General features: G+C 73.5%; 25 protein-coding genes. 7 read left to right on the forward strand and 18 right to left on the reverse strand.

Features of this window, described 5'->3' with window-relative positions:
• Positions 1-2: 2 nt before the first annotated feature.
• Genes G8D98_RS04645 through sigE form a run of 3 tightly spaced genes read right to left on the reverse strand, consistent with a single transcriptional unit; the run spans position 3 to position 2529 of the window.
• On the reverse strand, positions 3-1349 hold the full coding sequence (locus G8D98_RS04645; RefSeq protein WP_166099741.1) for a S1C family serine protease: 1347 nt from the start codon (positions 1347-1349) through the stop codon (positions 3-5).
• Positions 1346-1885 (reverse strand): anti-sigma factor family protein, encoded by a 540-nt coding sequence (locus G8D98_RS04650; RefSeq protein WP_166099743.1) that lies wholly within the window; start codon positions 1883-1885, stop codon positions 1346-1348. The genes G8D98_RS04645 and G8D98_RS04650 overlap by 4 nt, the downstream gene beginning before the upstream one ends.
• Positions 1882-2529, reverse strand: a complete 648-nt coding sequence (gene sigE / locus G8D98_RS04655) for an RNA polymerase sigma factor SigE (protein WP_205859706.1) — start codon at positions 2527-2529, stop codon at positions 1882-1884. Before sigE ends, G8D98_RS04650 begins: the two co-directional genes overlap by 4 nt.
• Before the next feature lie 109 nt (positions 2530-2638).
• Between sigE and G8D98_RS04660 the strand changes: the two genes are divergently transcribed.
• On the forward strand, positions 2639-3274 hold the full coding sequence (locus G8D98_RS04660) for an O-methyltransferase (protein WP_166099749.1): 636 nt from the start codon (positions 2639-2641) through the stop codon (positions 3272-3274).
• Between the two features lie 3 nt (positions 3275-3277).
• Here G8D98_RS04660 and G8D98_RS04665 read toward each other — a convergent pair whose 3' ends face one another.
• The 7 genes from G8D98_RS04665 to dapE form a co-directional block, all read right to left on the reverse strand.
• Positions 3278-3634 carry a hypothetical protein gene (locus G8D98_RS04665; protein WP_166099752.1) on the reverse strand — a complete coding sequence of 119 codons (357 nt, stop codon included), beginning with the start codon at positions 3632-3634 and terminating at the stop codon, positions 3278-3280.
• A gap of 156 nt (positions 3635-3790) precedes the next feature.
• Positions 3791-3964: a DUF3117 domain-containing protein gene (locus G8D98_RS04670; protein WP_166099754.1), complete on the reverse strand. Its 174-nt coding sequence runs from the start codon at positions 3962-3964 to the stop codon at positions 3791-3793.
• A 179-nt stretch (positions 3965-4143) separates the two neighbouring features.
• Entirely contained in the window at positions 4144-6216 is a 2073-nt protein-coding gene (locus G8D98_RS04675; protein WP_166099757.1) for a glycosyl transferase, read from the reverse strand.
• Positions 6213-6665, reverse strand: a complete 453-nt coding sequence (locus G8D98_RS04680) for an SRPBCC family protein (RefSeq protein WP_166099760.1) — start codon at positions 6663-6665, stop codon at positions 6213-6215. The genes G8D98_RS04675 and G8D98_RS04680 overlap by 4 nt, the downstream gene beginning before the upstream one ends.
• Positions 6665-6949 (reverse strand): DivIVA domain-containing protein, encoded by a 285-nt coding sequence (locus tag G8D98_RS04685; protein ID WP_166099762.1) that lies wholly within the window; start codon positions 6947-6949, stop codon positions 6665-6667. Before G8D98_RS04685 ends, G8D98_RS04680 begins: the two co-directional genes overlap by 1 nt.
• Positions 6950-6977: 28 nt before the next feature.
• Positions 6978-7781, reverse strand: coding sequence for an LOG family protein (locus tag G8D98_RS04690; protein WP_205859707.1), 804 nt, complete (start codon positions 7779-7781; stop codon positions 6978-6980).
• Between the two features lie 5 nt (positions 7782-7786).
• Positions 7787-8881, reverse strand: coding sequence for a succinyl-diaminopimelate desuccinylase (gene dapE, locus G8D98_RS04695; protein WP_166099764.1), 1095 nt, complete (start codon positions 8879-8881; stop codon positions 7787-7789).
• Positions 8882-8949: 68 nt separating this feature from the next.
• On the opposite strand from dapE, the gene dapD reads away from it, so the two are divergent.
• Positions 8950-9873: a 2,3,4,5-tetrahydropyridine-2,6-dicarboxylate N-succinyltransferase gene (gene dapD, locus G8D98_RS04700; protein WP_166099766.1), complete on the forward strand. Its 924-nt coding sequence runs from the start codon at positions 8950-8952 to the stop codon at positions 9871-9873.
• Positions 9873-10757: a hypothetical protein gene (locus G8D98_RS04705; RefSeq protein ID WP_166099769.1), complete on the forward strand. Its 885-nt coding sequence runs from the start codon at positions 9873-9875 to the stop codon at positions 10755-10757. Before dapD ends, G8D98_RS04705 begins: the two co-directional genes overlap by 1 nt.
• A 45-nt stretch (positions 10758-10802) precedes the next feature.
• On the opposite strand, the gene G8D98_RS04710 is transcribed toward G8D98_RS04705, so the two are convergent.
• From G8D98_RS04710 to fdxA, 3 genes are all read right to left on the reverse strand, one after another.
• The gene (locus G8D98_RS04710) at positions 10803-12089 is read right to left on the reverse strand and encodes a citrate synthase (protein WP_166099771.1); all 1287 of its coding nucleotides are present in this window, start codon (positions 12087-12089) and stop codon (positions 10803-10805) included.
• 104 nt (positions 12090-12193) lie between these two features.
• Complete coding sequence (gene dapC, locus G8D98_RS04715; RefSeq protein ID WP_166099774.1) at positions 12194-13342, reverse strand: succinyldiaminopimelate transaminase; 1149 nt, start codon at positions 13340-13342, stop codon at positions 12194-12196.
• Between the two features lie 2 nt (positions 13343-13344).
• The gene (gene fdxA, locus G8D98_RS04720; protein WP_166099776.1) at positions 13345-13671 is read right to left on the reverse strand and encodes a ferredoxin; all 327 of its coding nucleotides are present in this window, start codon (positions 13669-13671) and stop codon (positions 13345-13347) included.
• Positions 13672-13692: 21 nt separating this feature from the next.
• On the opposite strand from fdxA, the gene G8D98_RS04725 reads away from it, so the two are divergent.
• Complete coding sequence (locus tag G8D98_RS04725; protein WP_166099778.1) at positions 13693-14706, forward strand: GNAT family N-acetyltransferase; 1014 nt, start codon at positions 13693-13695, stop codon at positions 14704-14706.
• Positions 14707-14718: 12 nt separating this feature from the next.
• Here G8D98_RS04725 and G8D98_RS04730 read toward each other — a convergent pair whose 3' ends face one another.
• From G8D98_RS04730 to typA, 5 genes are read right to left on the reverse strand one after another with little or no spacing between them, the layout of a single operon-like run.
• Positions 14719-16461, reverse strand: coding sequence for a VanW family protein (locus G8D98_RS04730; protein WP_166099781.1), 1743 nt, complete (start codon positions 16459-16461; stop codon positions 14719-14721).
• On the reverse strand, positions 16458-16949 hold the full coding sequence (locus tag G8D98_RS04735; protein ID WP_229661801.1) for a flavin reductase family protein: 492 nt from the start codon (positions 16947-16949) through the stop codon (positions 16458-16460). The genes G8D98_RS04730 and G8D98_RS04735 overlap by 4 nt, the downstream gene beginning before the upstream one ends.
• Positions 16946-17812 (reverse strand): PIG-L family deacetylase, encoded by an 867-nt coding sequence (locus G8D98_RS04740; RefSeq protein WP_166099783.1) that lies wholly within the window; start codon positions 17810-17812, stop codon positions 16946-16948. Before G8D98_RS04740 ends, G8D98_RS04735 begins: the two co-directional genes overlap by 4 nt.
• A complete protein-coding gene (locus G8D98_RS04745) occupies positions 17809-19653 on the reverse strand; it encodes an ABC transporter substrate-binding protein (protein WP_166099786.1) in 1845 nt (614 codons plus the stop codon). Before G8D98_RS04745 ends, G8D98_RS04740 begins: the two co-directional genes overlap by 4 nt.
• Before the next feature lie 9 nt (positions 19654-19662).
• On the reverse strand, positions 19663-21558 hold the full coding sequence (typA, locus tag G8D98_RS04750; RefSeq protein WP_166099789.1) for a translational GTPase TypA: 1896 nt from the start codon (positions 21556-21558) through the stop codon (positions 19663-19665).
• A gap of 255 nt (positions 21559-21813) precedes the next feature.
• Here typA and G8D98_RS04755 point away from each other — a divergent pair, with 255 nt between their 5' ends.
• The 3 genes from G8D98_RS04755 to G8D98_RS04765 all read left to right on the forward strand — a co-directional run bounded on the left by G8D98_RS04755 (position 21814) and on the right by G8D98_RS04765 (position 25585).
• Positions 21814-23484 carry an ABC transporter substrate-binding protein gene (locus tag G8D98_RS04755; protein ID WP_166099791.1) on the forward strand — a complete coding sequence of 557 codons (1671 nt, stop codon included), beginning with the start codon at positions 21814-21816 and terminating at the stop codon, positions 23482-23484.
• A gap of 110 nt (positions 23485-23594) precedes the next feature.
• Positions 23595-24602, forward strand: coding sequence for an ABC transporter permease (locus tag G8D98_RS04760; protein WP_166099794.1), 1008 nt, complete (start codon positions 23595-23597; stop codon positions 24600-24602).
• Positions 24599-25585, forward strand: coding sequence for an ABC transporter permease (locus G8D98_RS04765; RefSeq protein ID WP_166099796.1), 987 nt, complete (start codon positions 24599-24601; stop codon positions 25583-25585). Before G8D98_RS04760 ends, G8D98_RS04765 begins: the two co-directional genes overlap by 4 nt.

Genomic DNA, 25585 nt, shown 5'->3' on the forward strand with positions numbered 1-25585 from the left:
GCTCATCCGGACCCCTGGAGCACCATCGTGACATCCCGCTCCTGGCTGCCCCGCCGGATGGTGAGCTGCACGGAGTCCCCGACCCGACGGGCGCGGATCTTCACGACGAGCTCGCCCTCGTCCGTGACCGGGCGACCCTCGAAGCGCACGATGACGTCTCCGGCCTCGAGCCCGGCCTCGTCCGCCGGGCCCCCGGGGGTGACGGCGGGTGCGCCGTCCGGGCCACCGTCGGCGATCCGCACGCCCTCGCCGTCGTAGCCGCTGTCGAGGTAGACCCCGATGACGGGGTGCTCGGCCCGGCCCGTCTCGATGAGCTGCTCGACGGTCGTCGCGACCTGGTCGCTCGGGATGGCGAACCCGACGCCGATGTTCCCGCTCTGGCCGCCGAGCGAGCTGCCGGGAAGCTGGGCGATGGCCGAGTTGACCCCGATGACGTCCCCGGCCATGTCGAGCAGCGGCCCACCGGAGTTGCCCGGGTTGATCGCCGCGTCGGTCTGGATGGCGTTGATGAAGGACTGGTCCTCGTCCCCACCGGGCGTCACCGGCCGGTCGAGGGCGCTGACGATGCCGCTGGTCACCGTGGAGTCCAGACCGAGGGGGGCGCCGACGGCGATGACCTGGTCGCCCACGACGACCTGCGCGGAGCGGCCGAGCGGAAGCGGGTCGAGCGCGGCGTCCTCGACGGCGACGACCGCGAGGTCGTAGGAGGCGTCCTGCCCGACGACCCGCCCGTCGACCTGGGTCCCGTCGGCGAGCACGACGGTGACCGTCGCGTCGTCCCCCGCGTCGGCGACGACGTGGTTGTTCGTCACGATGTGCCCGGCGTCGTCGTAGGCCCAGCCGGAGCCGGTCGCGTCCCCGGAGCCGGTCTCGACCCGCAGGGTGACGACACTCGGCAGTGCGGTGGCGGCGATGTGGGCGATCGAGCCCTCCGGGCGGCTCGTGGCTCCCGGGCCCGGCGTCGGGGCGTCGACGGACGTGCGCCGTGCGCTCGCCGTCGCCTCCGAGCGGTCCGCCAGCGCCCCACCGACGATGCCGCCGGTGGTCCCGGCGAGCAGCCCGGCCGCGACCGTGGCGCCGACGAGCGCGCCCCATCCCGGCCCCCGGCGCGCGGGGGGCGCCGAGACCGGGCTCGTCGTCGGGCCCGCGGTGGACGGAGGTGCCGACCACGAGCCACTGATCGGCGGGTACCCGCCCGGAGCGGACGCAGGAGGCGGGGGCACCTGCGCGCGCGGCCACAGGGGCTCGGTCGGCTCCTCGGGGGCCGGAGACGCGGGTGCCTCGGCGTCCTCGGGGCGGGGGCGCGCCCACGGGTGCCACTCCTGCCCCCCGGGCTGCCCGTCGGTCATGGGGTCGATTGTGCCTGCTGACCCGTCGACGTGGGCGAGGAGGTCCGCAGCGGCCAGCCCGCAGGCACGAACGAGGCCGAGGACCCGGCCGCGCCGCCGCCCACGGTCGTCGTCGCCGGCAGGGTGCCCGAGACCACGCCCGGACGCTCCGGCACGGGGGTCCCGATGACCGTGAGGCTCCACGCCGCGGCGGCCGAGACGCCGGCGGCGGCGGCCGCGACGACCGTGGCGCGCAGGGCGCTGCGGTGGCAGGGGGGTGCTCCGGGAGCGAGCAACGTCAGTGGCTCGCGAGGCGTGGACGCCACCGGCTCGACCTGCCGGCCGAGGGCGAGCAGGGTCACCCGCAGGTCCCCCGGCATGGAGGGAGCACCGGCGAGGGCCTGCCGCAGCCGGCGCTCGTCGTCGACGTCCTGGCGGCAGACCTGGCACGCCACGAGGTGCCGGTCCCAGGCGAGGGAACGCTCGGCGGACAGCCGCCCGGCGGCGTACTCGGAGAGCTCCTCGGACCCGCAGCGGACCGCCGCGTGAGCCGTCATACCGTCCCCGCCGCGGGTCGCCGGACGACCGGCCCCCGACGCACCGCGGGGTTCTCCGCCCGCGGCTGGGGGGCCCGGTGGGCCAGGGCCTCCCGCAGCTGGGCGCGACCCCGGTGGATGCGCGAGCGGACGGTGCCGAGCTTGATCCCGAGGGTGGCGGCGACCTCCTCGTAGGAGAGGCCCTCGATGTCGCAGAGGACCACCGCGGCCCGGAAGTCGGGCGAGAGCGCGTCGAGCGCCCGCTGGACGTCGTCGTCGAGGTGGGTGTCCTCGTAGGTCTGCTCCGGCCCGCGGTCCCGGCTCGGGAGCCGCGCGGCGGACTCCTCCGAGAGGGCGTCGAAGCGGATGCGCTGCTTGCGGCGCATCCGGTCGAGGAAGACGTTGGTCGTGATGCGGTGCAGCCAGCCCTCGAAGGTGCCCGGCTGGTAGGTGTGCAGCGAGCGGAACACCCGCACGAACACGTCCTGGGTGAGGTCCTCGGCGTCGTGGACGTTCCCCGTCAGGCGGTACGCGAGCCGGTAGACGCGCGCCGAGTGCTGCTCGACGACCTCCTCCCAGGTCGGGGGAACCCACGACTGGGCCGGGTCGCCACCCCGCTCGTGCTGCGTCGTCGTCACCGGCTCGTCCTCCACCAGGCTGTCCATGTCACCCATCGATACGCGCTGTCGCCGGGAATTGTTCCCCGAAAGCCTGAACGTCCGCTGGGAATCGGTGGCCGGAGGGCCGGGGTGGCGCGCACTAGGGTTGGGCGCCATGAGCGGACTGAAGCCGGCCAGCTGGGCCTACGCCGAGGAGTTCCTCCCCGAGCCGGAGGTCGTCGAGAACGCCCGCCGCCGCGGGGTCGAGCTCGGGGCGGCGACTCCGGTGGGCACCGGGGCCGGCGCCGTCCTGCGCCTGCTCGCCGCCTCGATCGGCGCGCGTCACGTCCTCGAGGTCGGCACGGGAGCGGGGGTGTCCGGGCTGTGGCTGCTCGCGGGGATGCCCGAGGACGGGGTCCTCACGACGATCGACGTCTCACCCGAGCACCAGCGGCTTGCGCGCCAGGCCTACGCGGAGGCCGGCTACCCGCACCAGCGCACCCGCGTCATCACCGGTGCCGCGGCCGAGGTGCTGCCGCGGATGGCCGACGGCGGCTACGACATGGTGCACGTCGACGCCGACAAGCACACCTACCCCACGTACGTCGAGCACGCGGTCCGGCTGCTGCGCAGCGGCGGGATCCTCGTCGTCGACAACATGCTCTGGCACGATCGGGTCGCCGACCCGGCGGCCCGCGACGAGACGACGAGCATGCTGCGCGACCTCGGGAAGTCGCTGCGCGAGGACGAGGCCCTGGTCAGCGCCCTGCTGCCGGTGAGCGACGGCGTGCTCGTCGCGGTACGGCGCTGACCCTCAGCTGACCGACGGACCGGCCCCCCGGCGGAAGCCGGCCGGGCCCTCGGCGATGGCCACGACCTCCCAGTCCTCGACGAGCACCGGCGAGGAGCCGATGAGCTCGCTCGCCGGTGAGCTCGCCGCGGCGGGCTCGAAGTCGGCCCGGAAGGCCTCCCGCTCCTGTTCGCTGTCGAAGACGTAGGTGCCCTCGAACCACTCCCCCTCGCGCATCCGCCACGTCTTGAACGCCAGCCCGTCGAGGAACATGAAGCGGGCGATCGAGGTACCGACGACGTACTCCCGCAAGCGCTCGGCCGCCCCGGGCGGGGCCCCCACGAGCGACCACCGCACCGTCAGGCCGTAACCGGCGTCCATGTCGTCTCCTCCACAGCCGCCGGGGCGGCGCTCGAATCGTGAGGGGCCGACGCTAGGGGCCACCGGCCCCCCGGGCCACCCCGTCTCACCTGCTGTCCCGGCACACAGCCGAGCCCCCACCACGTGGTGGGGGCTCGGACGGCGTCGGGGGGCGGGTCAGGCCAGGCCCTCGCAGCTGTCGATCGCCTCGCCGAGAGCACGGACCTCCTCGGGGGTCATCTCGACGACGAGCCGGCCGCCCCCCTCGAGGGGCATGCGCAGCACGATGCCGCGACCTTCCTTGGTGACCTCGAGCGGGCCATCGCCCGTCCTCGGCTTCATCGCCGCCATGGCATGTATCCCTTCCTCGGCGCGGGCGCGTGGGTCGCGCCGCGTGGTCGTCCGGCGCCGGACCGCCGGACCTCGGGGACCATTATCGCGTAGCCGCGCGGGGTGGCGAAATCCACCCGCCGCCGTGGACGGGGACGACGGCTGCCGCCGGCCCGCCGGAGGGCCGGGCCGTCGCGGGCTCAGCGGGCACCGTCGGTCAGCGCCCGCACGTCCCACACGTACACCCCGCCGGTGTGCTCCGGCGTGCCGAACACCTCGCGCAGCGACGTCCGCAGCGCGTCGGCGGCCGGCCGGTCCTCGGGGAGCACGATGGCGTCCACCCGGCCGGCCCGCAGGTCCTCGACGAACCCGTCGCGGTCCTCGGCGGACACCGGCACGGCCGATCCCGCCTCGGCGACCTGGGCGAGCCACACCGTGAGACCGGTGGGTGTGGCCCCGTACTGTCCGGCCCGCTCCGCCGAGCCGTCCGGCCCGACGAAGTAGCCGGCGACGACGGGGAACCCCCACCGGGCCGCAGCCTGCCACTCCAGGGCTCGGGCGTCGGCGACCGTCGGGGGTGGGGCGGCCAGCACCGAGCCTCCGGGGTCGACGACCTCGCGCCACGTCCCCTCGGAGAAGAAGGCGGGGACCTGCGGGCGGGGGTCGACGACGAGCGGCGTGGGGAGGACGGGCAGGAGAGCGAGGACCGCGGCCGACAGGCCGAGGGCCAGGCCCGGGCCGGGCAGGTCGAGCACCCGGTCGACCGCCCGGCGCACGGCCTCGGCTCCGAGCGCGAGCAGGACGCCGAGCGCGGGAAGGGTGACCAGGGCGAACCGCGTGGGCAGGACGTTCTCGACGACCGGGAGGTGCTCGACCAGCGCCCAGGGGCCCGGGACCCCGAGCGGCGTTCCGTGCAGGGTCACCTCCTCGCCGAGGGAGAGCCAGCTGCTCACGAGGACGACCGCGACGAGCGCCTGCACCACGACCCGGCGCCGCAGCGCCACGGCGGTGACGCCGGCCGCCACCCACAGCGGCACCCCGAAGAAGGCGTTCTCCTCGGTGCGGTTCATCGACAGCGCCGCCGAGGCCCAGGGGTCGGCACCCACGGCGCGGGTGGCCCGGCCCCAGAGGGCGGCGAGGTCGTTGCCCGCCGGGGGGTGCCAGATCGAGGTGTAGCTCTGCGGGCCGAAGAACTGCCACCACAGCGGCACCCCGACGAGCGTGAGGGCGACCCCGGCCCCCACTCCCAGGCCGACGAGCAGCTGCCGCCACCGGACACCGCGGTGCACCGCGAGGACGGCGCCGGCGACGAGCACGCCGACACCGGCCAGCAGCAGCACCTCCTCGCCGATGAGCACCTGCCACGCCGCGAGCAGGCCGAGGACCACCCCGTCCCGGACCGGCCGCCGCCCCTCGGCGAGACGCAGGAGCCGGTCGATGACCACCGGGACGAGCGCCTGGACGACGAAGTTGGGGTGGCCGTTGGCGTGGCTGACCATGCCCGGCCCGAAGCCGGCGAGCAGACCGCCGAGGAACGCCGCCGCGGGGTGGACCGGGAGGCGTCGCCGCAGCAGCCAGTACCACGCGGAGGCGGTGAGCGTCAGGCCGGCGAGCTCGACGAGGACGAAGGTCACCTGCGGCCCGGCGAGGAGGGTGAGCGGGGCCAGCGGCACGCCCAGCCCCAGCACCGAGGCGTTGGCCATGAGGTTGACGCCGGTCGGGTAGTTCTGCAGGTCGCTCGCGAGCGGGTTGGCCAGCGTCGCGAGGTTGTGCGCGGTGGCGCCGAAGTACCACTCGAAGGCCTGCTGGTCCTGGACACCCTGGGAGAGGTACCCGGTCCGCACGGCCGCGAGCAGGTGCATCGTCACGTAGCCGGCCACGCCGAGGTAGAGCAGCGGGGCGAGCAGGTCCGCCGGGCGCAGGCGGGCGGGGCGTCCGGTAGCCGGCCCGGGACCGGCTACCGGACGGCGTCGCGGGGGCGGCTCGTCCCCCGGGTCCGCGTCCCCGCGGCGACCCGACACCTCCCCGGCGCTCGTCCCGGCCGCCTCCTCGCCGCGCAGCGCACGGGCCTCCCGCTCCCGCTCGGCGACCTGCCGCTCGAGCAGGTCGACGACCTCGTCCACCTGGTCCATCCGGTAGCCGCGGACGGCCAGCCCGAAGGTCGGACCCGGCGCCGTGGCGCTCGCCTCCCCGAGCCGCTGCCGCCCGAGCCACCACGCGGCCGCGAGCACCGCGAGGACCGCCCCGCCCGCGGCGAGCAGCGACCACGTCACGCAGGCCCCCCGGGGGAGCGGGCTCCCGCGGCCTCGACCCGCGCGAGCAGCCGCTCGAGCACCCCGGTGAACAGCCGGGCCCCGAGCCGGTCGCCGAGGGGCCGGGTGAGGCGCCGGGCCCCCGGCAGCCACAGCTCCTCGGTCCACTCGACCAGGGCGCCCTCGCCGTCGGCGGCCACGGTGATGTCGGCCCACCCCCGCAGCAGCCGGCCGGTCTTGACCAGCCGCAGCCGGGTCCCCGGCTCGAGGGCGGTGACGAGCATCGAGTCGGTGCCGGCGAACGGCCCCAGACGGGTGACCGCGCTCACCTGTGCCCCGAGGACGAGCCCACCCTCCGGGACCTCCACGACCGTCAAGGGCACGTGCCGGGTGTGCTCGGCCAGGTCGGTCGCGGCGTCCCACGCGGCCCGGGGCGGGAGCGGGGTGCGGCGCGAGACGGTGAACGCCATCAGCCCTCCTCGCCGCGCAGCGCGGCGACCTCCCGCTCGCGCTCGGCGAGGGTGTCGCGCAGCGCGGCGAGGTGGGTGTCGACCTGCTGGCGGTCGTAGCCGCGAGCGGCCGTGTCGAAGCGCACCGCGGCGACGTCGGCGGCCGACGGCGATGCCGGCAGGCCGTGGTCGGGGGTGGAGCGGGCCGGGTCGGCGAGCGGGTCGACGGGCAGGCGCCCGCTCGCGACGGCGAGCACGACGACGACGAGCCCGACCGCGACGAGCGCGAGGAGGAGCAGGACCACGGAGGGGATCCTACGGCCGGCTGCTGGGCTACTCGGGGTGCCCCGTGGCGGCCCGCTGCTCGGCGAGCGCCTGCTGCTCCGCGACCGCCCGCTCGGCCTCGACGACGATGCGCACCGCCTCGTGCGGGTCGTCGGTGAGCGTGAGCAGGGCCAGGTCCTTCTCGCTCACGGTGCCGGCCGCCGCTGCGGTGCCGCGCAGCCAGTCCAGCAGCCCACCCCAGTAGCCGGTGCCGACGAGGACGATCGGGAAGCTCGTCACCTTCTGGGTCTGCACGAGCGTGACCGCCTCGAAGAGCTCGTCGAGGGTGCCGAAGCCGCCGGGCAGGACGATGAAGCCGCAGGCGTACTTGACGAACATCGTCTTGCGGGCGAAGAAGTAGCGGAAGTTGACGCCGAGGTCGACGTGCTCGTTGAGGCCGGCCTCGAACGGCAGCTCGATGCCCAGCCCGACCGAGGTGCCGCCGGCCTCGAGGGCTCCCTTGTTGGCCGCCTCCATGCCGCCCGGCCCGCCGCCGGTGATCACGGCGAAGCCTGCCTCGACGAGCGCGCGCCCGACCTGCTCCCCGAGCGCGTACTCCGGCGCCTCGGGGCGGGTGCGGGCCGACCCGAACACGCTCACCGCCGGGCCGAGCTCGGCGAGCGCGCCGAAGCCGTTGACGAACTCGGACTGGATGCGCATGACCCGCCAGGGGTCGGTGTGCAGCCAGTCGGCGGACCCCCTGCTGTCGAGGAGGCGCTGGTCGGTCGTCGAGCGCGGCACCTTGGAGCGGCGCATGACGACCGGGCCCTGGTAGTAGTCCCGGTCCGGGGGCACCTGCGGCGAGGGGTCCATCCCGCTCAGCCTAGCCAGCGCAGCAGGGCCGCCTCGCACCGTGCGTACTGCGCGACCGGGCACTGCTCGTCGTCCATGTGGGCCAGGTTCGGGTCACCGGGCCCGAAGTTCACCGCCGGGACACCCATTGCCGAGAACCGGGCGACGTCGGTCCACCCCTGCTTGGCGAGCACCGGCAGGTCGAGCGCCTCGACGAAGGTCCGGGCCGCCGGCAGGTGCAGCCCCGGCCGGGCGCCCGGCGCGTTGTCGCGCACGACGAGGTCGAACCCGTCGAACACCTCACGCACGTGTGCCTCGGCCTCGTCGGCGTCGCGGGAGGGCGCGTAGCGGTAGTTCACCGTCACGGTGCAGCGGTCGGGGATGACGTTGCCGGCGATCCCGCCCTCGACCCGCACCGCGTTGAGGGCCTCGTGGTACTCGAGCCCGTCGACCTCGAGCGTCTCGGGACGGTAGGCGACGAGCCGGGCCAGCACCTCGGCCGCGTCGTGGACGGCGTTGTGCCCCTTCCACGGGCGGGCGGAGTGGGCGGCGACACCCTTGGTCGTCACCTCGGCGCGCAGCGTCCCCTTGCAGCCGCCCTCGACGCGGGCGTCGGTCGGTTCGAGCAGGACCGCGAAGTCGGCGTCGTCGACGAGCCCGGGATCCTGCTGCTGCACGTGCAGCAGCCCGTTGTACGCGCTGTCGATCTCCTCGGCCTCGTAGAAGACGTAGGTGACGTCCCGGCTGGGCTCGGCCACCTCGTGGAGCACCCGGAGCATGACGGCCACCCCGCCCTTCATGTCGACGGTGCCCCGGCCCCAGAGCACGTCGCCGTCGGCGCCTGGGACTCGGCGGGTCGGGAGGTTGGCCGGGTCGCTCGTCAGCGGGACGGTGTCGAGGTGGCCGGCGAGCACGACGCGCTCGGCACGGCCCAGCTCGGTGCGCGCGAGGACGGTGTTGCCGATGCGGGTGACGGCGAGGCGCCCGCTCGCGCGCACCGCGGCCTCGACGGCGTCGGCGAGGACGCCCTCCTCGAGGCTGACCGAGGGGATGTCGCACAGGGTGGCGGTCAGGCTCGTGACGTCGGTGCCGAGGTCGAGGGTGGGGGTGCTCGCGGCCATGGCGACACCCTAGTGAGGTCGCGGCCGGGCGTCCGCAGGTGCCAGGTGCTCCCCGTACGCTGTGGCGCATGACGCGCACGGCGTGGGGCCACGGCCTCCTGACGAGAACCGACCAGGGCACCGTCCTCGAGGCGTGGTACCCCGAGCCGGCCCTCGGCGAGCCGGACGGCTCCGGCGTCCCGGAGACCCTCGCGGGCCTCGCGGGCGCCGACGAGGCACGGGGCGTCGCGCGCGAGACGGTCACCGTCACCGCCGACCTCGACGCGGCGCCCGCCACGACCGAGGACGCCTACCTGCGCCTGCACCTGCTCTCCCACCGGCTCGTCGCGCCGAACAGCATCTGCCTCGACGGGCTGTTCGGGGTGCTGGCGAACGTCGTGTGGACCACGCAGGGCCCGTGCGCCGTCGAGGGCTTCGAGACGACCCGCGCCCGGCTCTCGGCCCGCGGACCGGTCCAGGTGCTCGGGGTCGACAAGTTCCCCCGGATGGTCGACTACGTCGTCCCGTCCGGGGTGCGGATCGGCGACGCGGACCGCGTCCGGCTCGGCGCCCACCTCGCGAGCGGCACCACCGTCATGCACGAGGGCTTCGTCAACTACAACGCGGGCACGCTCGGGACCTCGATGGTCGAGGGCCGCATCAGCCAGGGGGTCGTCGTGGGCGACGGCTCGGACATCGGCGGCGGCGCCTCGACGATGGGGACCCTCTCCGGTGGCGGCACCGAGCGGGTGAGCATCGGGCGTCGCTGCCTGCTCGGCGCCGAGGCCGGCCTCGGCATCGCCCTCGGGGACGACTGCGTCGTCGAGGCCGGGCTCTACCTGACGGCCGGCACGAAGGTCACCCTCCCCGACGGCACGGTCACGGCGGCGCGCGAGCTGTCGGGTCAGTCCAACCTGCTCTTCCTGCGGCACTCGGTCACCGGGACGGTGCAGGCCCGTCCGCGCGACGGGCACGGCATCGTCCTCAACTCCGCGCTGCACGCGAACGACTGATGCCCCGGCGTTCCCGTGCCACCCTGACGCTCGCCGAGGAGGGGCCGCACTCCCCCACCCGGCGCCGCGTGGGCGCGCTGCTCACCCTCGTGCTCGTCGGCGTCGTCGGGGTGGCCGGCTACCACGGCGTGCAGCGGCTCGTCCATGCCGTCTCCGGCGAGCAGTGCGAGGTCACCGCCGCCGGCTCGACCTTCACCTGGGCACCGGACCAGGCGAGCAACGCGGCGGCCATCACGGCGATCGCCGTCCAGCGCGGCCTGCCGCCGCGCGCGGCGTCGATCGCCATCGCCACGGCGATGCAGGAGTCGAAGGTGCGCAACGTCCGCTTCGGTGACCGCGACTCCCTCGGGCTCTTCCAGCAACGGCCGTCGCAGGGCTGGGGGACGGCCGAGCAGATCCTCGACCCGGAGTACTCGACGAACACCTTCTACGACGAGCTGGTCAAGGTCGACGGCTACACCGACATGGAGATCGCCGACGCGGCACAGGCGGTCCAGCGCTCGGCCGCGGGGTCGGCCTACGCCCAGCACGAGGCCCAGGCGCGGGCCACGGCCTCGGTGCTCTCCGGCCAGACCGCGGCGGGGATGGCCTGCGCCCTGCGCGACCCGGAGACCCCGGGCAGCGCGCCCGACCTCGCGGCGCTGCTCGAGAAGGACTTCGGGATCTCCGGCGAGGCCGACGGCACGACCGTCCGCGTGCGCACCGACTCGGGCGAGCTCGCGTGGGCCGTGGCCTCGTGGGCGGTGGCCCGCGCCACCGACACCGGCGCGCTGCGGGTGGGCACGCACGGGCGCGAGTGGGCTCGCTCGATGGAGGACTCGGCACTGACCTGGGCCTCCGGGGGCTCCACCGGCGAGCGCGACGTCGTCATCCACCTCGCCTGAGCGGGCCCGGCGCCGGGGGTCGGGTGCGTGGCCCGGTGGCCGTCCTCAGCGCTGGTCGAGCGCCACGTAGTCCCGCTCGCCCTCGCCGGTGTACCCCTGACGGGGGCGGCCGATCTTCAGCGCGGGGTCGGCGATCATCTCGCGCCACTGGGCGATCCAGCCGGGCAGCCGGCCGAGGGCGAAGAGCACGGTGAACATCCGGGTCGGGAAGCCCATCGACTTGTAGATCAGCCCGGTGTAGAAGTCGACGTTGGGGTAGAGCTTGCGCTCGACGAAGTAGTCGTCGGCGAGGGCGATCTCCTCGAGACGCAGGGCGATCTCGAGCAGCTCGTCGCCGCCGCTCGTCTTGGCGAGCACCTCGTGCGCCGTCTGCTTGACCAGGGCCGCCCGCGGGTCGTAGTTCTTGTAGACCCGGTGCCCGAAGCCCATGAGCCGGACGCCGGCCTCCTTGTTCTTCACCTTGGCCATGAACTCGTCGGTGGAGTACTCGGCACCCTGGATGCGCTCGAGCATCTCCAGGACGGCCTGGTTGGCCCCGCCGTGCAGCGGGCCGAAGAGCGCGTTGATGCCGGCGGACACCGAGGCGAAGAGGTTGGCGTGCGAGGAGCCGACGAGCCGGACGGTCGAGGTCGAACAGTTCTGCTCGTGGTCGGCGTGCAGGATGAGGAGCAGCTCGACGGCCTTGACGATGTCCGGGTCGAGGTCGTAGCGGGTCGCCGGGACGCCGAAGGTCATCCGCAGGAAGTTCTCCACGAGCGAGAGGTCGTTGTCCGGGTAGAGGAACGGCTGGCCGATCGACTTCTTGTAGGCGTAGGCCGCGATCGTCGGCAGCTTCGCGAGCAGGCGGATCGTCGAGATCTCGACCTGCTGCTCGTCGAACGGGTCGAGGCTGTCCTGGTAGAAGGTCGACAGGGCCGAGACCGCCGAGGAGAGCACCGGCATCGGGTGCGCGTCGCGCGGGAAGCCCTGGAAGAAGCCCTTGAGGTCCTCGTGGAGCATCGTGTGCTCCCGGACGCGGTCCTCGAAGTCGGTGAGCTCGGTCGCCGACGGCAGCTCGCCGTAGATGAGCAGGTAGGCGGTCTCGAGGAAGGTCGAGTGCTCGGCGAGCTGCTCGATGGGGTACCCGCGGTAGCGCAGGATGCCGTGGTCACCGTCGATGTAGGTGATGGCGCTCGTACAGCTCGCCGTGTTGGTGAACCCGGCGTCGAGGGTGACGTTCCCGGTCTGCTTGAGCAGGGCCGAGATGTCGTAGCCACTGTTGCCCTCGGTCGCGGGGACGAGGGGCAGGTCGAGCGTGGTGCCCGCGGCGTGGAGAGTTGCTCCGTCGGTCATGTCGCGATCCTTGGGGTCTCGGGGTCGAGGTGGCTCGGGCGTTCATCGGACCCTACCCGCCGGTTGGGGACGCACGAAACGCGCTGTGACGTGAGATTCGACGCTCAGCGCAGCCGGTGGGCCGCCGCGGCGACCCGCTCGTCGCTCGCCGTGAGGGCGATGCGCACGTACTCGCGCCCCGTGGGGCCGTAGAAGTCGCCCGGCGCGACGAGCACCCCCCGCTCGGCCAGCCGCGCGAGGGTGCGCCGTCCGTCCTCGCCGGCGGTCGCCCACAGGTAGAGCCCCGCGTCGGAGTCCTCGACGCGCAGCCCGAAGCGCTCGACCGCGGGCAGGAGAACCGCCCGTCGCGCCGCGTAGCGCTCCCGCTGCTCCTGCACGTGAGCGCTGTCCGCCAGCGCGGCCACCATCGCCCGCTGCACCGGCCACGGCAGGATCATCCCGGCGTGCTTGCGGACCTCGAGCAGCTCGCGCACGACCGCCGGGTCCCCGGCGACGAAGGCCGCCCGGTACCCCGCGAGGTTGGACTGCTTGGAGAGGGAGTACACGGCGAGCAGCCCCTCGTGCGACCCCCCGCACACCCGGGGGTCGAGCACCGAGGGCGTGGTCGGGGGCTCGCCCGACCCCGGCACGCGCTCGCGCCAGTCGAGCTCGGCGTAGCACTCGTCGGAGGCCACGAGGACGCCGTGCTCCCGGGCCCACGAGACGACCTTGGCCAGGTGCTCCACCCCGAGGACACGCCCGGTCGGGTTGCTCGGGCTGTTCAGCCACAGCAGCCGCGGTGTCGTCCCCGGGGTCAGGGGCCCCAGCGCGGTCAGGGAGTCGACCGGCATCGGGACCGCGCCGGCGAGCCGGGCGCCGACGTCGTAGGTGGGGTAGGCGACCCGCGGGAAGCCGACGACGTCGCCCTCCCCGAGACCGAGCAGGGTCGGCAGCCAGGCGACGAGCTCCTTGGAGCCGATCGTCGGCAGCACGCCGTCGGGGTCGACGTCGGGCACGCCCCGCCGGGTGGCGAACCAGGCGGCCACGGCCTCGCGCAGGTCGGGGGTCCCCCACGTCTGCGGGTAGCCCGGCGCGTCCGCGGCGTCGGTCAGGGCCGCCCTGACGACCTCGGGCGTGGGGTCGACCGGGGTGCCGACCGACAGGTCGACGATGCCCCGCCCGGCCGGACCCTCGATGTCGGGGTCGGCAAACGCGCTCGCCCGCTCCCGGGCGGGAGCGAGCGAGTCCCAGGGGAAGTCGGGGAGCCGGAGCACGCCTACTCGTCGTGCTCCTGCGGCGGCAGGTCGGCGACGAGCGGGTGGTCCTTGGGGATGACGCCGAGCTTGGCGGCCCCGCCGGGGCTGCCGAGGTCGTCGAAGAACTCGACGTTGGCCTTGTAGTACTCCGCCCACTGCTCGGGAACGTCGTCCTCGTAGTAGATCGCCTCGACCGGGCAGACCGGCTCGCACGCACCGCAGTCGACGCACTCGTCGGGGTGGATGTACAGGCTGCGCTCGCCCTCGTAGATGCAGTCGACGGGGCACTCCTCGATGCAGGCCTTGTCCTTGAGGTCCACACAGGGCTGCGCGATCACGTACGTCATGCGGCTCATACTATGCACCGCATGCAGACCCCGGAGGGCCCCCCACCGGCGCGGACACCGGCCGCCCCGGCGCCCGGTACCCGGGTGGTCGTCCGCCACCGGCTGCCGGCTCCCGACCCGAGGACCGGAGCCACCCTGACCGACGTCGTCGGGCTGCTCGTGCACGCCGACGAGGAGCACCTGCTCGTGCGGACCCGCCGGGGGGAGGTCGCGGTGCCCCGTGCCGCCGTGACCGCGCTCCAGGAGGTCCCGCCGGCGCCCTCGCGCCGTGGCGCGCCCCACCTGGCCCTCTCGGTCGAGGACCTCGAGCGGGTCATGGTCGGCGCCTGGCCGGCACCGGACACCGCCCACCTCGGCGACTGGCTGCTGCGGGCGGCCGGCGGCTTCACCCACCGCGCGAACTCGGTGATGACCGCCGGCGACCCCGGGGTGCCGCTCGCCGAGGCCGTCGACCGGGTCGAGGGCTGGTACCGCGAGCGCGGACTGGCGCCGATGCTCACCCTCGCGGCGCCGGTCGGCGCCGGGATCGGCGGTGACCCGCTCGCCCACGAGCTCCTCGGCCGGGGCTACCGCCCGCGGGTCCCGACGACCGCGTTCACGGCCGCCACCTCGAGCGTCGCCGCAGCGGACCCCGGCCCGGACCTCGAGGTTGCCCTGGGCGCCACCCTCGAGGAGGACTGGCTCGCCGCCTACCGCGGGTACCGGGACGCACCGGAGGAGGCCGCGCGCGCGGTGCTCACCGGCTCACCGGCGCAGGTCTTCGCCACCGTCCGGGACGCGGACGGCGTCCTCGGCATCGGGCGCCTCGGCGTGGCCGCGGCCTGGGGCGGCGTGGCCGCGATGTGGGTGGCACCCCGGGCGCGGCGCCGCGGGGTCGCCTCCGCCGTGCTCGGCGCCCTCGCCCGCGAGGCGGCCGGCCGGGGCGTGCGCTCGATGCACCTGCAGACCGACGTCGACAACGCCGGGGCCCAGGCGCTCTACCGGCGCGCCGGCTTCGTGCCCCACCACGAGTACGTCACGCTGCGCCGCGGGTGAGCGGCCCGGCGCTCAGCTCGCCATCGCGGTGCACGTGACGTCGTCCTCGGGCTGGTAGCTCGTCGTGAAGCTCTGCCGCTCGACGACCTTGCCGCCCCGGCGCAGGATCCGGCCGATGTCCACCTTGAACCCGGGTGTGGGGTTCTGCGGCAGGCACTCGGGGCTGTCGTCGACGATGGTGCGCGGCTCGATGACGTCGTAGCGCTTGGACTTGGTCGCCTCGACGTCGTACTTCTTGCGGCCCCAGTAGGTGACCGTGATCGAGGTGTCGGTCGCGGTGACGTTGACGAGGATGCCGCCGTCGAGGGTGTTGGTCCACTTGTTGTGCAGGTCCGGCCAGGAGATCGTCGCCTCGCGCCCCTCGGGGTAGCGCGAGATGTAGAAGGAGTGCGCCTGCCACGCGTCGAGCCGTACCCCGGCGAAGAAGGAGGCGTTGAAGATCGTCGTGGAGACCTGGGAGATCCCGCCGCCGTAGTTCTCGGTGAGCCGGCCGTTGTTGATGACGCCGGCTTGGATGTAGCCCTTCTCCGGTGTCCGCTCGCCGAGGATCCCGTTCATGCTGAACTGCTCACCGGGCTTGATGTAGGTCCCGTCGAGGACGGCCGCGGCCCGCTTGATGTTGTGCACCCGGGTCTGACCGGCGGGGTAGTACGTCGTGAAGCTCGAGACCTTCTCCCGCGGGAGCGTCCGCTTGGCCACGGCGGTCGTGAACTCCGGCCGGTCCTTCCTCGTCGCGACGACCGCGGTGCGCTTCTGCGAGGAGATGGCCTGCCACACCGCCGAGTCGATGGCGTCGTCCTCGAGCCGGACGCCGTCCACCGACGGGGTCACCTTCGGCCGGGTGTGGTCGCCGTCGACGAACCGCACGACGGCCGCCTTCGGCCTCACCTCCGCTCCGGCCCGCCGGGCGGCGGCGTGGACGACCCTGCGCAGCCGCTTCTCGGCCGCGCGTGGGGTGAGGGTGCCGTCGTCGGCCGGTTCCAGGACGATGGCCGGGGCGAAGGTCCGCGGGGCGATCTCGAACGTCGTGCCGTGGGCCTTGACCCGCACCGGGGCGGAGACCGCGACCTTCGCGAAGTCGTCACGGACGCGCTCGAGCTCCTCGGCGGAGGTCGTCGGCGCGATCCGCTGCGCGACGACCTCGACGGTGCTCTGCTCCGGCCACCAGCGCTGGACCGCCCGGCGGGTGGCGTCGACGTCGGTCGTGCTGCCGTCGACGGGCTCGGTGTAGGCGACCTTCCCCCCGGCGACGGACAACGAGCCCTCCGTGGGCTCGGCGTCGAGCCGCTTGCGGGCTGCGGTCACGGCGCGGGTGAAGGCGGCCTTCTCGACGGTGACGACGGCCGGCTCCTCCCCGCCGCCCGCGACGTGGTGCCACAGGCTGCCGGGGTCGAGGGTGAAGCCGACGAGCCCGTCGACCGTCGCCGGCACGTCGACCGAGAGCCCGGCCTTGGTGGGGTCCAGCCGGGCCGTGCCGACGCTCGAGGTGAGCGTCAGCCGCTCCCCCGTACCGTCCTCGAAGACCGCGGCGAGGGTCCGGCGGGCCTCCGGCGCGCTCTGGCCACCGACGTCGACCCCCGCCACCGTCGTCCCGCCCGGCACGCGGTCACCGAACCACCATGCGGCGCCGGCGTACAGCGCGCCGGCGACGACGAGGACCGCGAGCAGGACCCAGGGCCACCGCCGGGGCCCGGGCTCGGGGTCCTCCCAGGCCGGCTCCTCCCACGACGGGCTGTCGAGCAGGTGCTGGGTCATGCGATGCTCCCGTAGCGGCCGCGGTAGTGGACGAGCGCCGGCCCGACGGAGTCCGGCAGCTCGAGGCTGCAGACCTCGCCGACCACGATGACATGGTCCCCCGCCGGGTGCGTCGCGCTCGTACGACACTCCAGGTGCACCAGGGAACCCTCGAGCAGGGCCACACCCGTGTGCTCACCGCGGTGGAACGGCGCCCGATCCAGCTGGCCGTGCAGCGGCCGGCCCCGGGTGGCGAACCAGTCCGAGAGCGGACGCTGCTCGGCGGCGAGCAGGCTGACCCCCCAGACACCGGCCTCGAGGACGGCGTCGTGGAAGCGCGTCTCGGACTCGACGCACACGAGCACGAGCAGCGGGTCGAGGGACACCGACGTCACGGTGTTGGCCGTCATGGCGTGGTCGTGCCCGTCCAGGAGGGTCGTCACGACGCTGACCCCCTGGACGAGCCGGCCCATCGCCTGCCGGAAGACGGCCGCGTCCAGCTCGCTCACGTCTCGTCCTCCGGCGCCGGCCGGCCGGTGGCCGGGTCCAGCCGCGCGTAGCCCTCACGGCCGGCGAGGCGGAAGACGTGGCGGTTGGAGAGCGCGTACCAGCCCCGACCGACGAGGACCTGGGTGGCATGGGCGTGCAGGGCGCTCTCCTGGAGCGGGACCACGGCGGGGTCGACGACACCGCGGGTGACGACCTCGTCGGGCACGACGTCGCCGGCGTACGCACTCTCCTCGCCCGGAACCACCCAGCCCTCGCCGGCGGGCACGTGCTCGGCGAGCCAGGTCCGGTCCTCCTCGGCCCACGAGCGCGGGGTGAGGGTCGCGAGCAGCGGCGTCCCCGGCGCGACCACCACGAGCGCCGACCGGGCCGCCTCGTGGGTGCGGACGTGGTCGGGGTGGCCGTAGCCGCCGTGGGGGTCGTAGGTGACGACCGCGTCCGGGCGCAGGTCCGCGACGACGGCCCCGACAGCCTCCGCGGCCACGCCGAGCGGCACCCCCGCCCAGGCGCGCGGGTGCCGGGCGGCCTGCGAGCCGGCCATCCCCGAGTCCCGGAAGCCGTCGCCCGGGTGGTCCTCCCCGAGCACGTGGGAGGTGACGCCGAGCACCGCCATCGCGGCGGCCAGCTCGCGTCGGCGGTGCGCGGCCAGGGCCGGGCGGTCACCCTCGAGGTGGGCGAGCGCGGGCGGGATGACCTCCCCCTCCTCGCCGAGGGTGCACGTGAGCACGTGGACGTCGTCGCCGGCCCGTGCATGGTGGGCGAGCGCGACGCCGGTCGTCAGCGTCTCGTCGTCGGGGTGGGCGTGGACGAACAGCAGCCGGGCGGGGCGTCCCGCCGGCCGCAGGCCCTCGAGCAGGGCCCTCATCGGGCGACCGCGATGTCGGCGAACTCGACGACGCCACCGAGCACCGTGTTGGCCGACAGGTTGCGGATGTCGGCCCCGGCGACGTAGAGCGCCCGGCGCTCGGCCAGGCCGATGTAGGCACCCTGCTGGAGCAGCCTGCGGTCGACGTCGGTCCACCCGCGCTCGCGGGCCTCACGGTCGGCCACCGCCGAGGTCTTGGTCATCTGCTCGTCGAGCTTGGTGTCCTCGAAGTAGCCGTAGTCGCGGCCCGGGCCGTCCTTGGTCAGGTTGATCGTGCTGTCGAACAGGGGCGGCAGCACCGTCGAGCCGGAAGCCCAGGCGGGTGCCCAGTTGGACCAGAAGACGTCGATGCCCTTGCTCGTGTCCGGGTCGGCGATCGTCGTGAAGTAGTCGTCGTCCAGGGGCTTGGTCTTCGGGTCGAACCCGGCCTCGCGCCACCCGGCGACGAGGGCCGCCATCGCCTTGTCGGCGGTGGCGTCGGACCGGTAGGCGACGGTGAAGCGCACCGGGGTGCTCACCCCCGCCGCCCGCAGCAGCGCCTTGGCCTTCGACGGGTCACCCCGCGTCCCGGCCCCCACGGGGTCGCCGTCGTGGCTCGAGGGCAGCGCCGACGGCAGCAGCGAGAGCGAGGGCTCGGCCGCGGTCTCCCCGCCGATCGCGGTGACGTAGGCGTCGCGGTTGGTGGCAGCGGCGAGGGCCAGACGGACCTTCTCGCGCGAGAACACCGAGCCGCGGGTGTTCGGCACGAGGTAGTCGACGACACCGGTCAGCGGGTTGACCGAGCGCTCCTGCAGGCTCTGGACGGCCGTGATCTGCTGCTGGATCGCCGGTGGGGCCGACCCGAGGGAGACCGACGTGCGTCCGCTGGCGTTGTCGGCGAGCACCTGCTGGGCGATGGCCTCGGTGTCCATCCCCTCCTGGTAGTGGATCTCGTCGGGGTAGGCCTTGCGCACCGGGTCGCTGTCCGCCGACCAGTGCGGGTTGCGCACGAACACCCCGCCACGACCGGGCTCCCACGTCCCCCGGAGCATGTACGGGCCGGCGCTGAAGACCGCGTAGGTGCCGTCGGCGCCCATGTCGGCGGACTTCTTCACCGGGCCGAACGCCGGCTGGGTGAGCATCTCGGCGAAGTCACCCGTCGGCGTGCTCAGCGAGAAGGTGATCGTGCGGCCGTCGCAGGAGACCGCCTTGTCGAAGGCCTTCTGGCCCGCCTCGGCCTTCTTCCCCGTCGCGTACGGACCGGGGTAGGTGCTCGTCCCATCGGTGTTGCGCGCGATGGCGAGCACGGCGAGGGCGTCGGTGGGCCCGCCGGTGACGGTGTCGGTGGCGAAGGTGCGCGAGATGCCGTACGCGACGTCCTCGCAGGTCACCGTGGAGCCGTCCTGCCACTTCACGTCCGGGCGCAGGGTGAAGGACCAGGTGCGCAGGTCCTTGCTCGCGGTCCCGGTACCGGTGGCCAGGTCACCGACGAGGCGCGCCTGGTCCTGCGCGTCGGTGCTCGGCGCGTAGGCGGTCAGCGTGCGGGCGAACACCCGGCCGGCGAAGGCGGCGTCGGCCTGCGAGGAGATGCGCTGCGGGTCCCAGGCGGCGACCGGACCGAGGGTCAGGGCGTTGAGCGTCCCCCCGCGGGTGTCGACCCGGTCCCCCACGGCCGATGCCGGCCGCGTGTCGTCGGCAGGCGCCGTCGCCGGGCCGCGCCCGAGGTAGACGACCCCGGCGGCGACCACGGTGACGACGACGACTACGGCGAGCAGCAGCCGCAGGGGCCGGCGCGGCCCCGACCGGTGCCGCGCCGAGCGGGTGGCCGCGCCCGCGGAGGTGCGCTCTCGCCTCGTCCCCATGCCCTCGCGTCAGCTCCTCCTGGCGCGGGCCGCCGCACGCGCGCGCAGGGTCTGGTCGAGCTCCACCTTCCGGATGCGGACCGCCTCGGGCGTCACCTCGACGCACTCGTCCTCCCGGCAGAACTCCAGGGACTGCTCGAGGGAGAGCACCCGCGGCGGCGCGAGGCGCTCGAGGACGTCGGCGCCCGCGGAGCGCACGTTCGTCAGCTTCTTCTCCTTGGTGATGTTGACGTCCATGTCGTCGGCGCGGGAGTTCTCCCCGACGATCATGCCCTCGTACACCTCGGTGGTCGGGGGGATGAACAGCGTGCCGCGCTCCTGGAGGTTCGCCATCGCGTAGGCGGTGGCGGGGCCGGAGCGGTCGGCGACGAGCGAGCCGCTGATCCGCGTCGAGATCTCGCCCTGCCAGGGCTCGTAGCCCTCGAAGACGTGGTTGGCGATGCCGGTGCCGCGGGTGTCGGTGAGGAACTGGGTGCGGAAGCCGATGAGCCCGCGGGAGGGCACCAGGTACTCCATCCGCACCCAGCCGGTGCCGTGGTTGGTCATCTGCTCCATCCGGCCCTTGCGGGAGGCGAGGAGCTGGGTGATGGAGCCGAGGTACTCCTCGGGGGTGTCGATCGTCAGCCGCTCGACGGGCTCGTGGACCTTGCCGTCGATCTCGCGGGTCACGACGACCGGCTTGCCGACGGTCAGCTCGTAGCCCTCGCGGCGCATCTGCTCGACGAGGATCGCGAGGGCGAGCTCGCCGCGACCCTGCACCTCCCAGGCGTCCGGCCGCTCGGTCGGGAGCACCCGCATCGAGACGTTGCCGATGAGCTCGCGGTCCAGGCGGTCCTTGACGAGCCGCGCGGTGACCTTGGCGCCCTTGACCCGGCCGGCCATCGGGCTGGTGTTGATGCCGATCGTCATCGAGATCGCGGGCTCGTCGACGGTGATGAGCGGCAGGGGCCGCGGGTCGTCGACGTCGGCGAGGGTCTCGCCGATCGTGATGTCCGGGATGCCGGCGACGGCGATGATGTCGCCGGGGCCGGCGGACTCGGCCGGCCGGCGTTCGAGGGCCTCGGTCATGAGCAGCTCGGTGATCTTCACCGGGGTGATCGAGCCGTCCCGGCGGCACCAGGCCACCTGCTGGCCCTTGCGGATCGTGCCGTTGTGGACCCGGAGCAGCGCGAGGCGGCCGAGGAAGTTCGAGGCGTCGAGGTTCGTCACGTGCGCCTGGAGCGGGGCGTCGTCGTCGTAGGACGGGGCCGGGATCGTGTCGATGATCGTGCGGAACAGCGGCTCGAGGTCCTCGCCGTCGGGCAGCGCGCCGTCGGCGGGCGGCGTCAGCGACGCGATGCCCGCCTTGGCGGAGGCGTAGACGACCGGGAAGTCCAGCTGGTCCTGGTGGTGCTCGGCGTCGACGAGGAGGTCCATGAAGAGCTCGTAGACCTCGTCGACGACCTCGGAGATCCGGGCGTCGGGCCGGTCGACCTTGTTGATGCACAGGACGACGGGCATCTGCGCGGCGAGCGCCTTGCGCAGCACGAACCGGGTCTGCGGCAGCGGTCCCTCGGAGGCGTCGACGAGCAGGACGACGCCGTCGACCATCGACAGCCCGCGCTCGACCTCGCCGCCGAAGTCGGCGTGGCCCGGGGTGTCGATGATGTTGATCGTCATCCCGTCGGCGAGCCCGGCGTCGATGGCCGCCTTCCCGGCGTACCGGACGGCGGTGTTCTTCGCGAGGATCGTGATGCCCTTCTCGCGCTCGAGGTCTCCGCTGTCCATGGCGCGCTCGGCGACGTGGTCGTGCTCGCCGAAGGCACCGGACTGCCAGAGCATCTTGTCGACCAGCGTGGTCTTCCCGTGGTCGACGTGCGCGACGATGGCGACGTTGCGGAGGTCGTCGCGGCGGGAGGCAGACATGCCCACCAGTCTCTCAGGGATCCCCCCGCCCACCGAATCGGGCCACCGGCCCGGTCCACGGCCACCGGAGGATCTGCGCCCACCGCCGGGTCTCACTTGGGTAACCACTGCGAAGCCACGGCGTCGAGCGCCGGATTTTGCCACTAGGGTCCTCCGCATCCGCGAACGGGGCGGGGCGACCGTCCGCCGCGCGGGACCTCGACCGGCCGACCCGGCCGGCCCGAGCGATCGCACACCCAAGCGAGGTTCACACTGATGACACTCAAGCGCACGGCGCCCCTCGTCCTGATGACGGCGGCCGCCCTGAGCATGACGGCGTGCGCGCAGTCCGAGCGCGACTCCGGTGACGGCGGCGGGGGCAGCAGCGACGTCAAGGACACCCTGACCTTCGGCGCCGCGGGGGCACCCGAGCTGTTCGACCCGCTGTACGCCACCGACGGCGAGACCTTCCGGGTCACCCGGCAGATCCACCAGGGCCTGCTCGGGATCAAGCCGGGCACCGCCGACGTCCAGCCCGAGCTCGCCGAGAGCTGGGAGCCCTCGGACGACGGCCTGAGCTGGACCTTCCACCTGCGCCAGGGGGTGAAGTTCTCCGACGGCACCGACTTCGACGCCGACGCGGTCTGTTACAACATGGAGCGGATGTACAACCAGAAGGGAGCCGGCCAGACGGCGGCCGAGTACTGGACGTACTTCTTCGGCACCTTCAGCGACGACCCGGAGGGCTCGCTGTACAAGTCGTGCGAGGCCAAGGACGCCGACACCGCGGTCATCGACGTCACCCGCACGACGTCGAGCTTCCCGACGATCCTGTCCCTGGACTCCTTCTCCATGCAGTCGCCCACGGCCCTCGAGGAGGGCGACGCCAACAACGTCCAGGCCCAGGGCGAGGGCTTCACCTACCCCGAGTACTCGATGAACCCGGTGGGGATCGGGCCCTACAAGCTCGACTCCTACGACGAGGCGAACAAGACGGTGACGCTCGTCGCCAACGACGACTACTACGGCGACCCGCCGAAGACCAAGACGCTCGTCTTCAAGATCATCCCGGACGAGACCACCCGCCGCCAGGAGCTCGAGGCCGGGTCGATCGACGGCTACGACCTGCCCAACCCGGTGGACTGGCAGGGCCTGGAGGACGACGGCAACAACGTCCAGGTCCGTCCTGCGTTCAACGTCCTCTACCTCGGGCTGAACCCGGAGAAGAACCCCAAGCTGAAGGACCTGCGGGTGCGCCAGGCGATCGCGTACGCCCTCAACCGTGAGCAGATGGTCACCAGCCAGCTGCCCGAGGGAGCGAGTGTGGCCTCGCAGTTCATGCCGGAGGCGGTCTCCGGCTACAACAAGGACCTCGAGCCCTACCCGTACGACCCGGACAAGGCCAAGCAGCTGCTCAAGGAGGCCGGGGCCGAGGGCATGAGCCTGACGTTCGCGTTCCCGACCGAGGTCTCCCGGCCCTACATGCCGGACCCGCAGAAGATCCACGCGGCGTTCACCAAGGACCTCGAGGCCGTCGGCATCAAGGTCAAGGAGGTCAGCAAGCCGTGGAACGGCGGCTACCTCGACGACGTCTCGGCCAACGGCGCCTACGACGCGTGGCTGCTCGGCTGGACGGGTGACTACAACGCCGCGGACAACTTCCTCGGCACCTTCTTCAGCGACCTCAAGGGCAACGACTTCCACACGAGCGTCATGCCGTGGGGCAAGACGCTCTCCGAGGACCTCAAGGCCGCCGACGCGATCGTCGACGAGGACGAGCGGGCCGCCGCCTACGAGGACATCAACAAGCGCATCGCCGAGGAGTACCTGCCGGGTATCCCGATCAGCCACTCCCCGCCGGCGCTCGTGACGAGCGAGAAGGTGGAGGGTCTGGTCGCCAGCCCGCTCACCGCGGAGACGTTCGACACCGTCACCGTCGCCAAGTGACCGAGCGCTAGCCCGCTCGGCACGAGAGCACGCACAGGGTCGGTGGCCGCCCCGGACACGACACGTTCGGGGCGGCCACCGGCGCCCGCCGCAGACCCCCAGGAGCCCCCGTGGCGAGATTCATCATCCGACGCCTCCTCCAGATGGTCGTCGTCGTCTTCGTCCTCTCCCTCATGCTCTTCTTCTGGCTGCGCTCCCTGCCCGGGGGGACGGTCTCGGCGATCCTCGGGGAGCGCGCGACCCCGCAGACCCGGGCCGCCCTGACCAAGGCCCTCGGTCTCGACCAGCCGGTGTGGGTCCAGTACTGGCGCTTCGTCGAGCGCGCGGCCCACGGCGAGTTCGGCACCTCCACCCGCGTCCTGCCCGGCGCCGACGCCCTCGACATCTTCCTCTCCCGGCTGCCGGCGACGATCGAGCTGAGCTTCTTCGCCCTCCTCCTCGCCGTCGTCCTGGCCATCCCCCTCGGGTACCTCTCCGCCCGCCGGGCCGGCTCACCGCTGGACAGCGGGCTCGTGGTCACCTCGCTCGTCGGGGTCGCGGTCCCGGTGTTCTTCCTCGCCTTCCTCCTGAAGTACCAGCTGGCCGTCGAGCACCACGTCTTCCCGGTCTCCGGTCGGCAGGACAACCTCAGCTGCACCCGGGTGACCAACTTCTTCGTCCTCGACGGCCTGCTCACCCGGGAGTACGACTGCTCGGTCAGCGCGCTCAAGCACCTCGTGCTGCCGTCGCTCGCCCTGGCGACGATCCCGTTCGCCGTGATCTACCGGATCACCCGGGCCTCGGTCCTCGAGGTGCTCGGCGAGGACTACGTGCGCACCGCGGAGTCCAAGGGCCTCACCGCACGGGTCATCCGGGGCCGGCACGTCCTGCGCAACGCCCTCCTGCCGGTCGTGACGACGATCGGGCTCCAGACCGGCGGGCTGCTCGCCGGGGCGGTGCTCACCGAGAAGGTCTTCAACTGGGGCGGCATCGGCAACGCGCTGGCCGACGCGTTCGAGGGCCGCGACTACGCGGTCCTCCAGGTGCTCATCCTCGCGGCGGCGATGATCTACGTCGTCATCAACCTGCTCGTCGACATCTCCTACGCGGTCATCGACCCGAGGGTGCGGACCCGATGAGCCTGCCGACGCCGGCGAACCGGCGCAAGGAGCGGGTCGACGCGCTCGCCGCCACGGCGGCCACCGGCCCGGGGGGCGCGCTGCTCGAGGCCGGCTCGGTCGACGAGAAGCCCGGCGTCTCGCTCATCGCCAGCGCGTGGCGACGGCTGCGGCGCGACCCGGTCTTCCTCCTCGGCGCCGCGATCACCCTCGTCTTCGTCGTCCTCGCCCTCGTCTCGCCGCTCATCGCCCCCCACGACCCGGGGGCGAACCTGCTCATCGACAAGGTGCGCCCGCAGACCAACCCCGTCCCGGGCCCGGAGCCGGGCTTCCCGCTCGGTGCCGACGACGTCGGCCGCGACCTGCTCTCCCGGTTGCTCGTCGGCAGCCAGCAGACGCTCGTCGTCGGCGTCTTCGCGACGCTCTTCGGGCTCACCGGGGGGCTGACCCTCGGCATCCTCGCCGGCGCGTTCGGCGGCTGGGTCGACTCGCTCGTCATGCGGGTGGTCGACGTCCTGCTGTCCATCCCCTCCCTGCTGCTCGCCTTCTCGATCGCCGCGATCGCCTCCCGCCCCAGCCAGCTGACCGTCATCATCGCCGTCGCCGCCGTCCAGGTGCCGGTCTTCGCCCGCCTGCTGCGCGGATCGATGCTCGCCCAGCGGCACAGCGACCACGTCCTCGCGGCGCGGGCGCTCGGGGTCACCCGGCGGGCGGTGGTCTTCCGGCACATGGTCCCCAACTCGCTCGCGCCGGTCATCGTCCAGTCCACGCTCGTGCTCGCCGTGTCGATCATCGACGCCGCGGCCCTGTCCTTCCTCGGGCTCGGCAACCCCAACGACCGCCAGCCGGAGTGGGGCCAGATGCTCGGCCGGGCCCAGACCTACATCTACGACAGCCCGCACCTGGCGGTCTACCCCGCCCTGTGCATCATCGTCGTCGCCCTCGGCTTCACCCTCATGGGCGAGTCGCTGCGCGAGGCCCTCGACCCCAAGAGCAGGAGGTGA

Origin of the sequence: Phycicoccus endophyticus (genome assembly GCF_011326735.1) — a bacterium.
In the GTDB taxonomy this organism is placed as follows: domain Bacteria; phylum Actinomycetota; class Actinomycetes; order Actinomycetales; family Dermatophilaceae; genus Phycicoccus; species Phycicoccus endophyticus.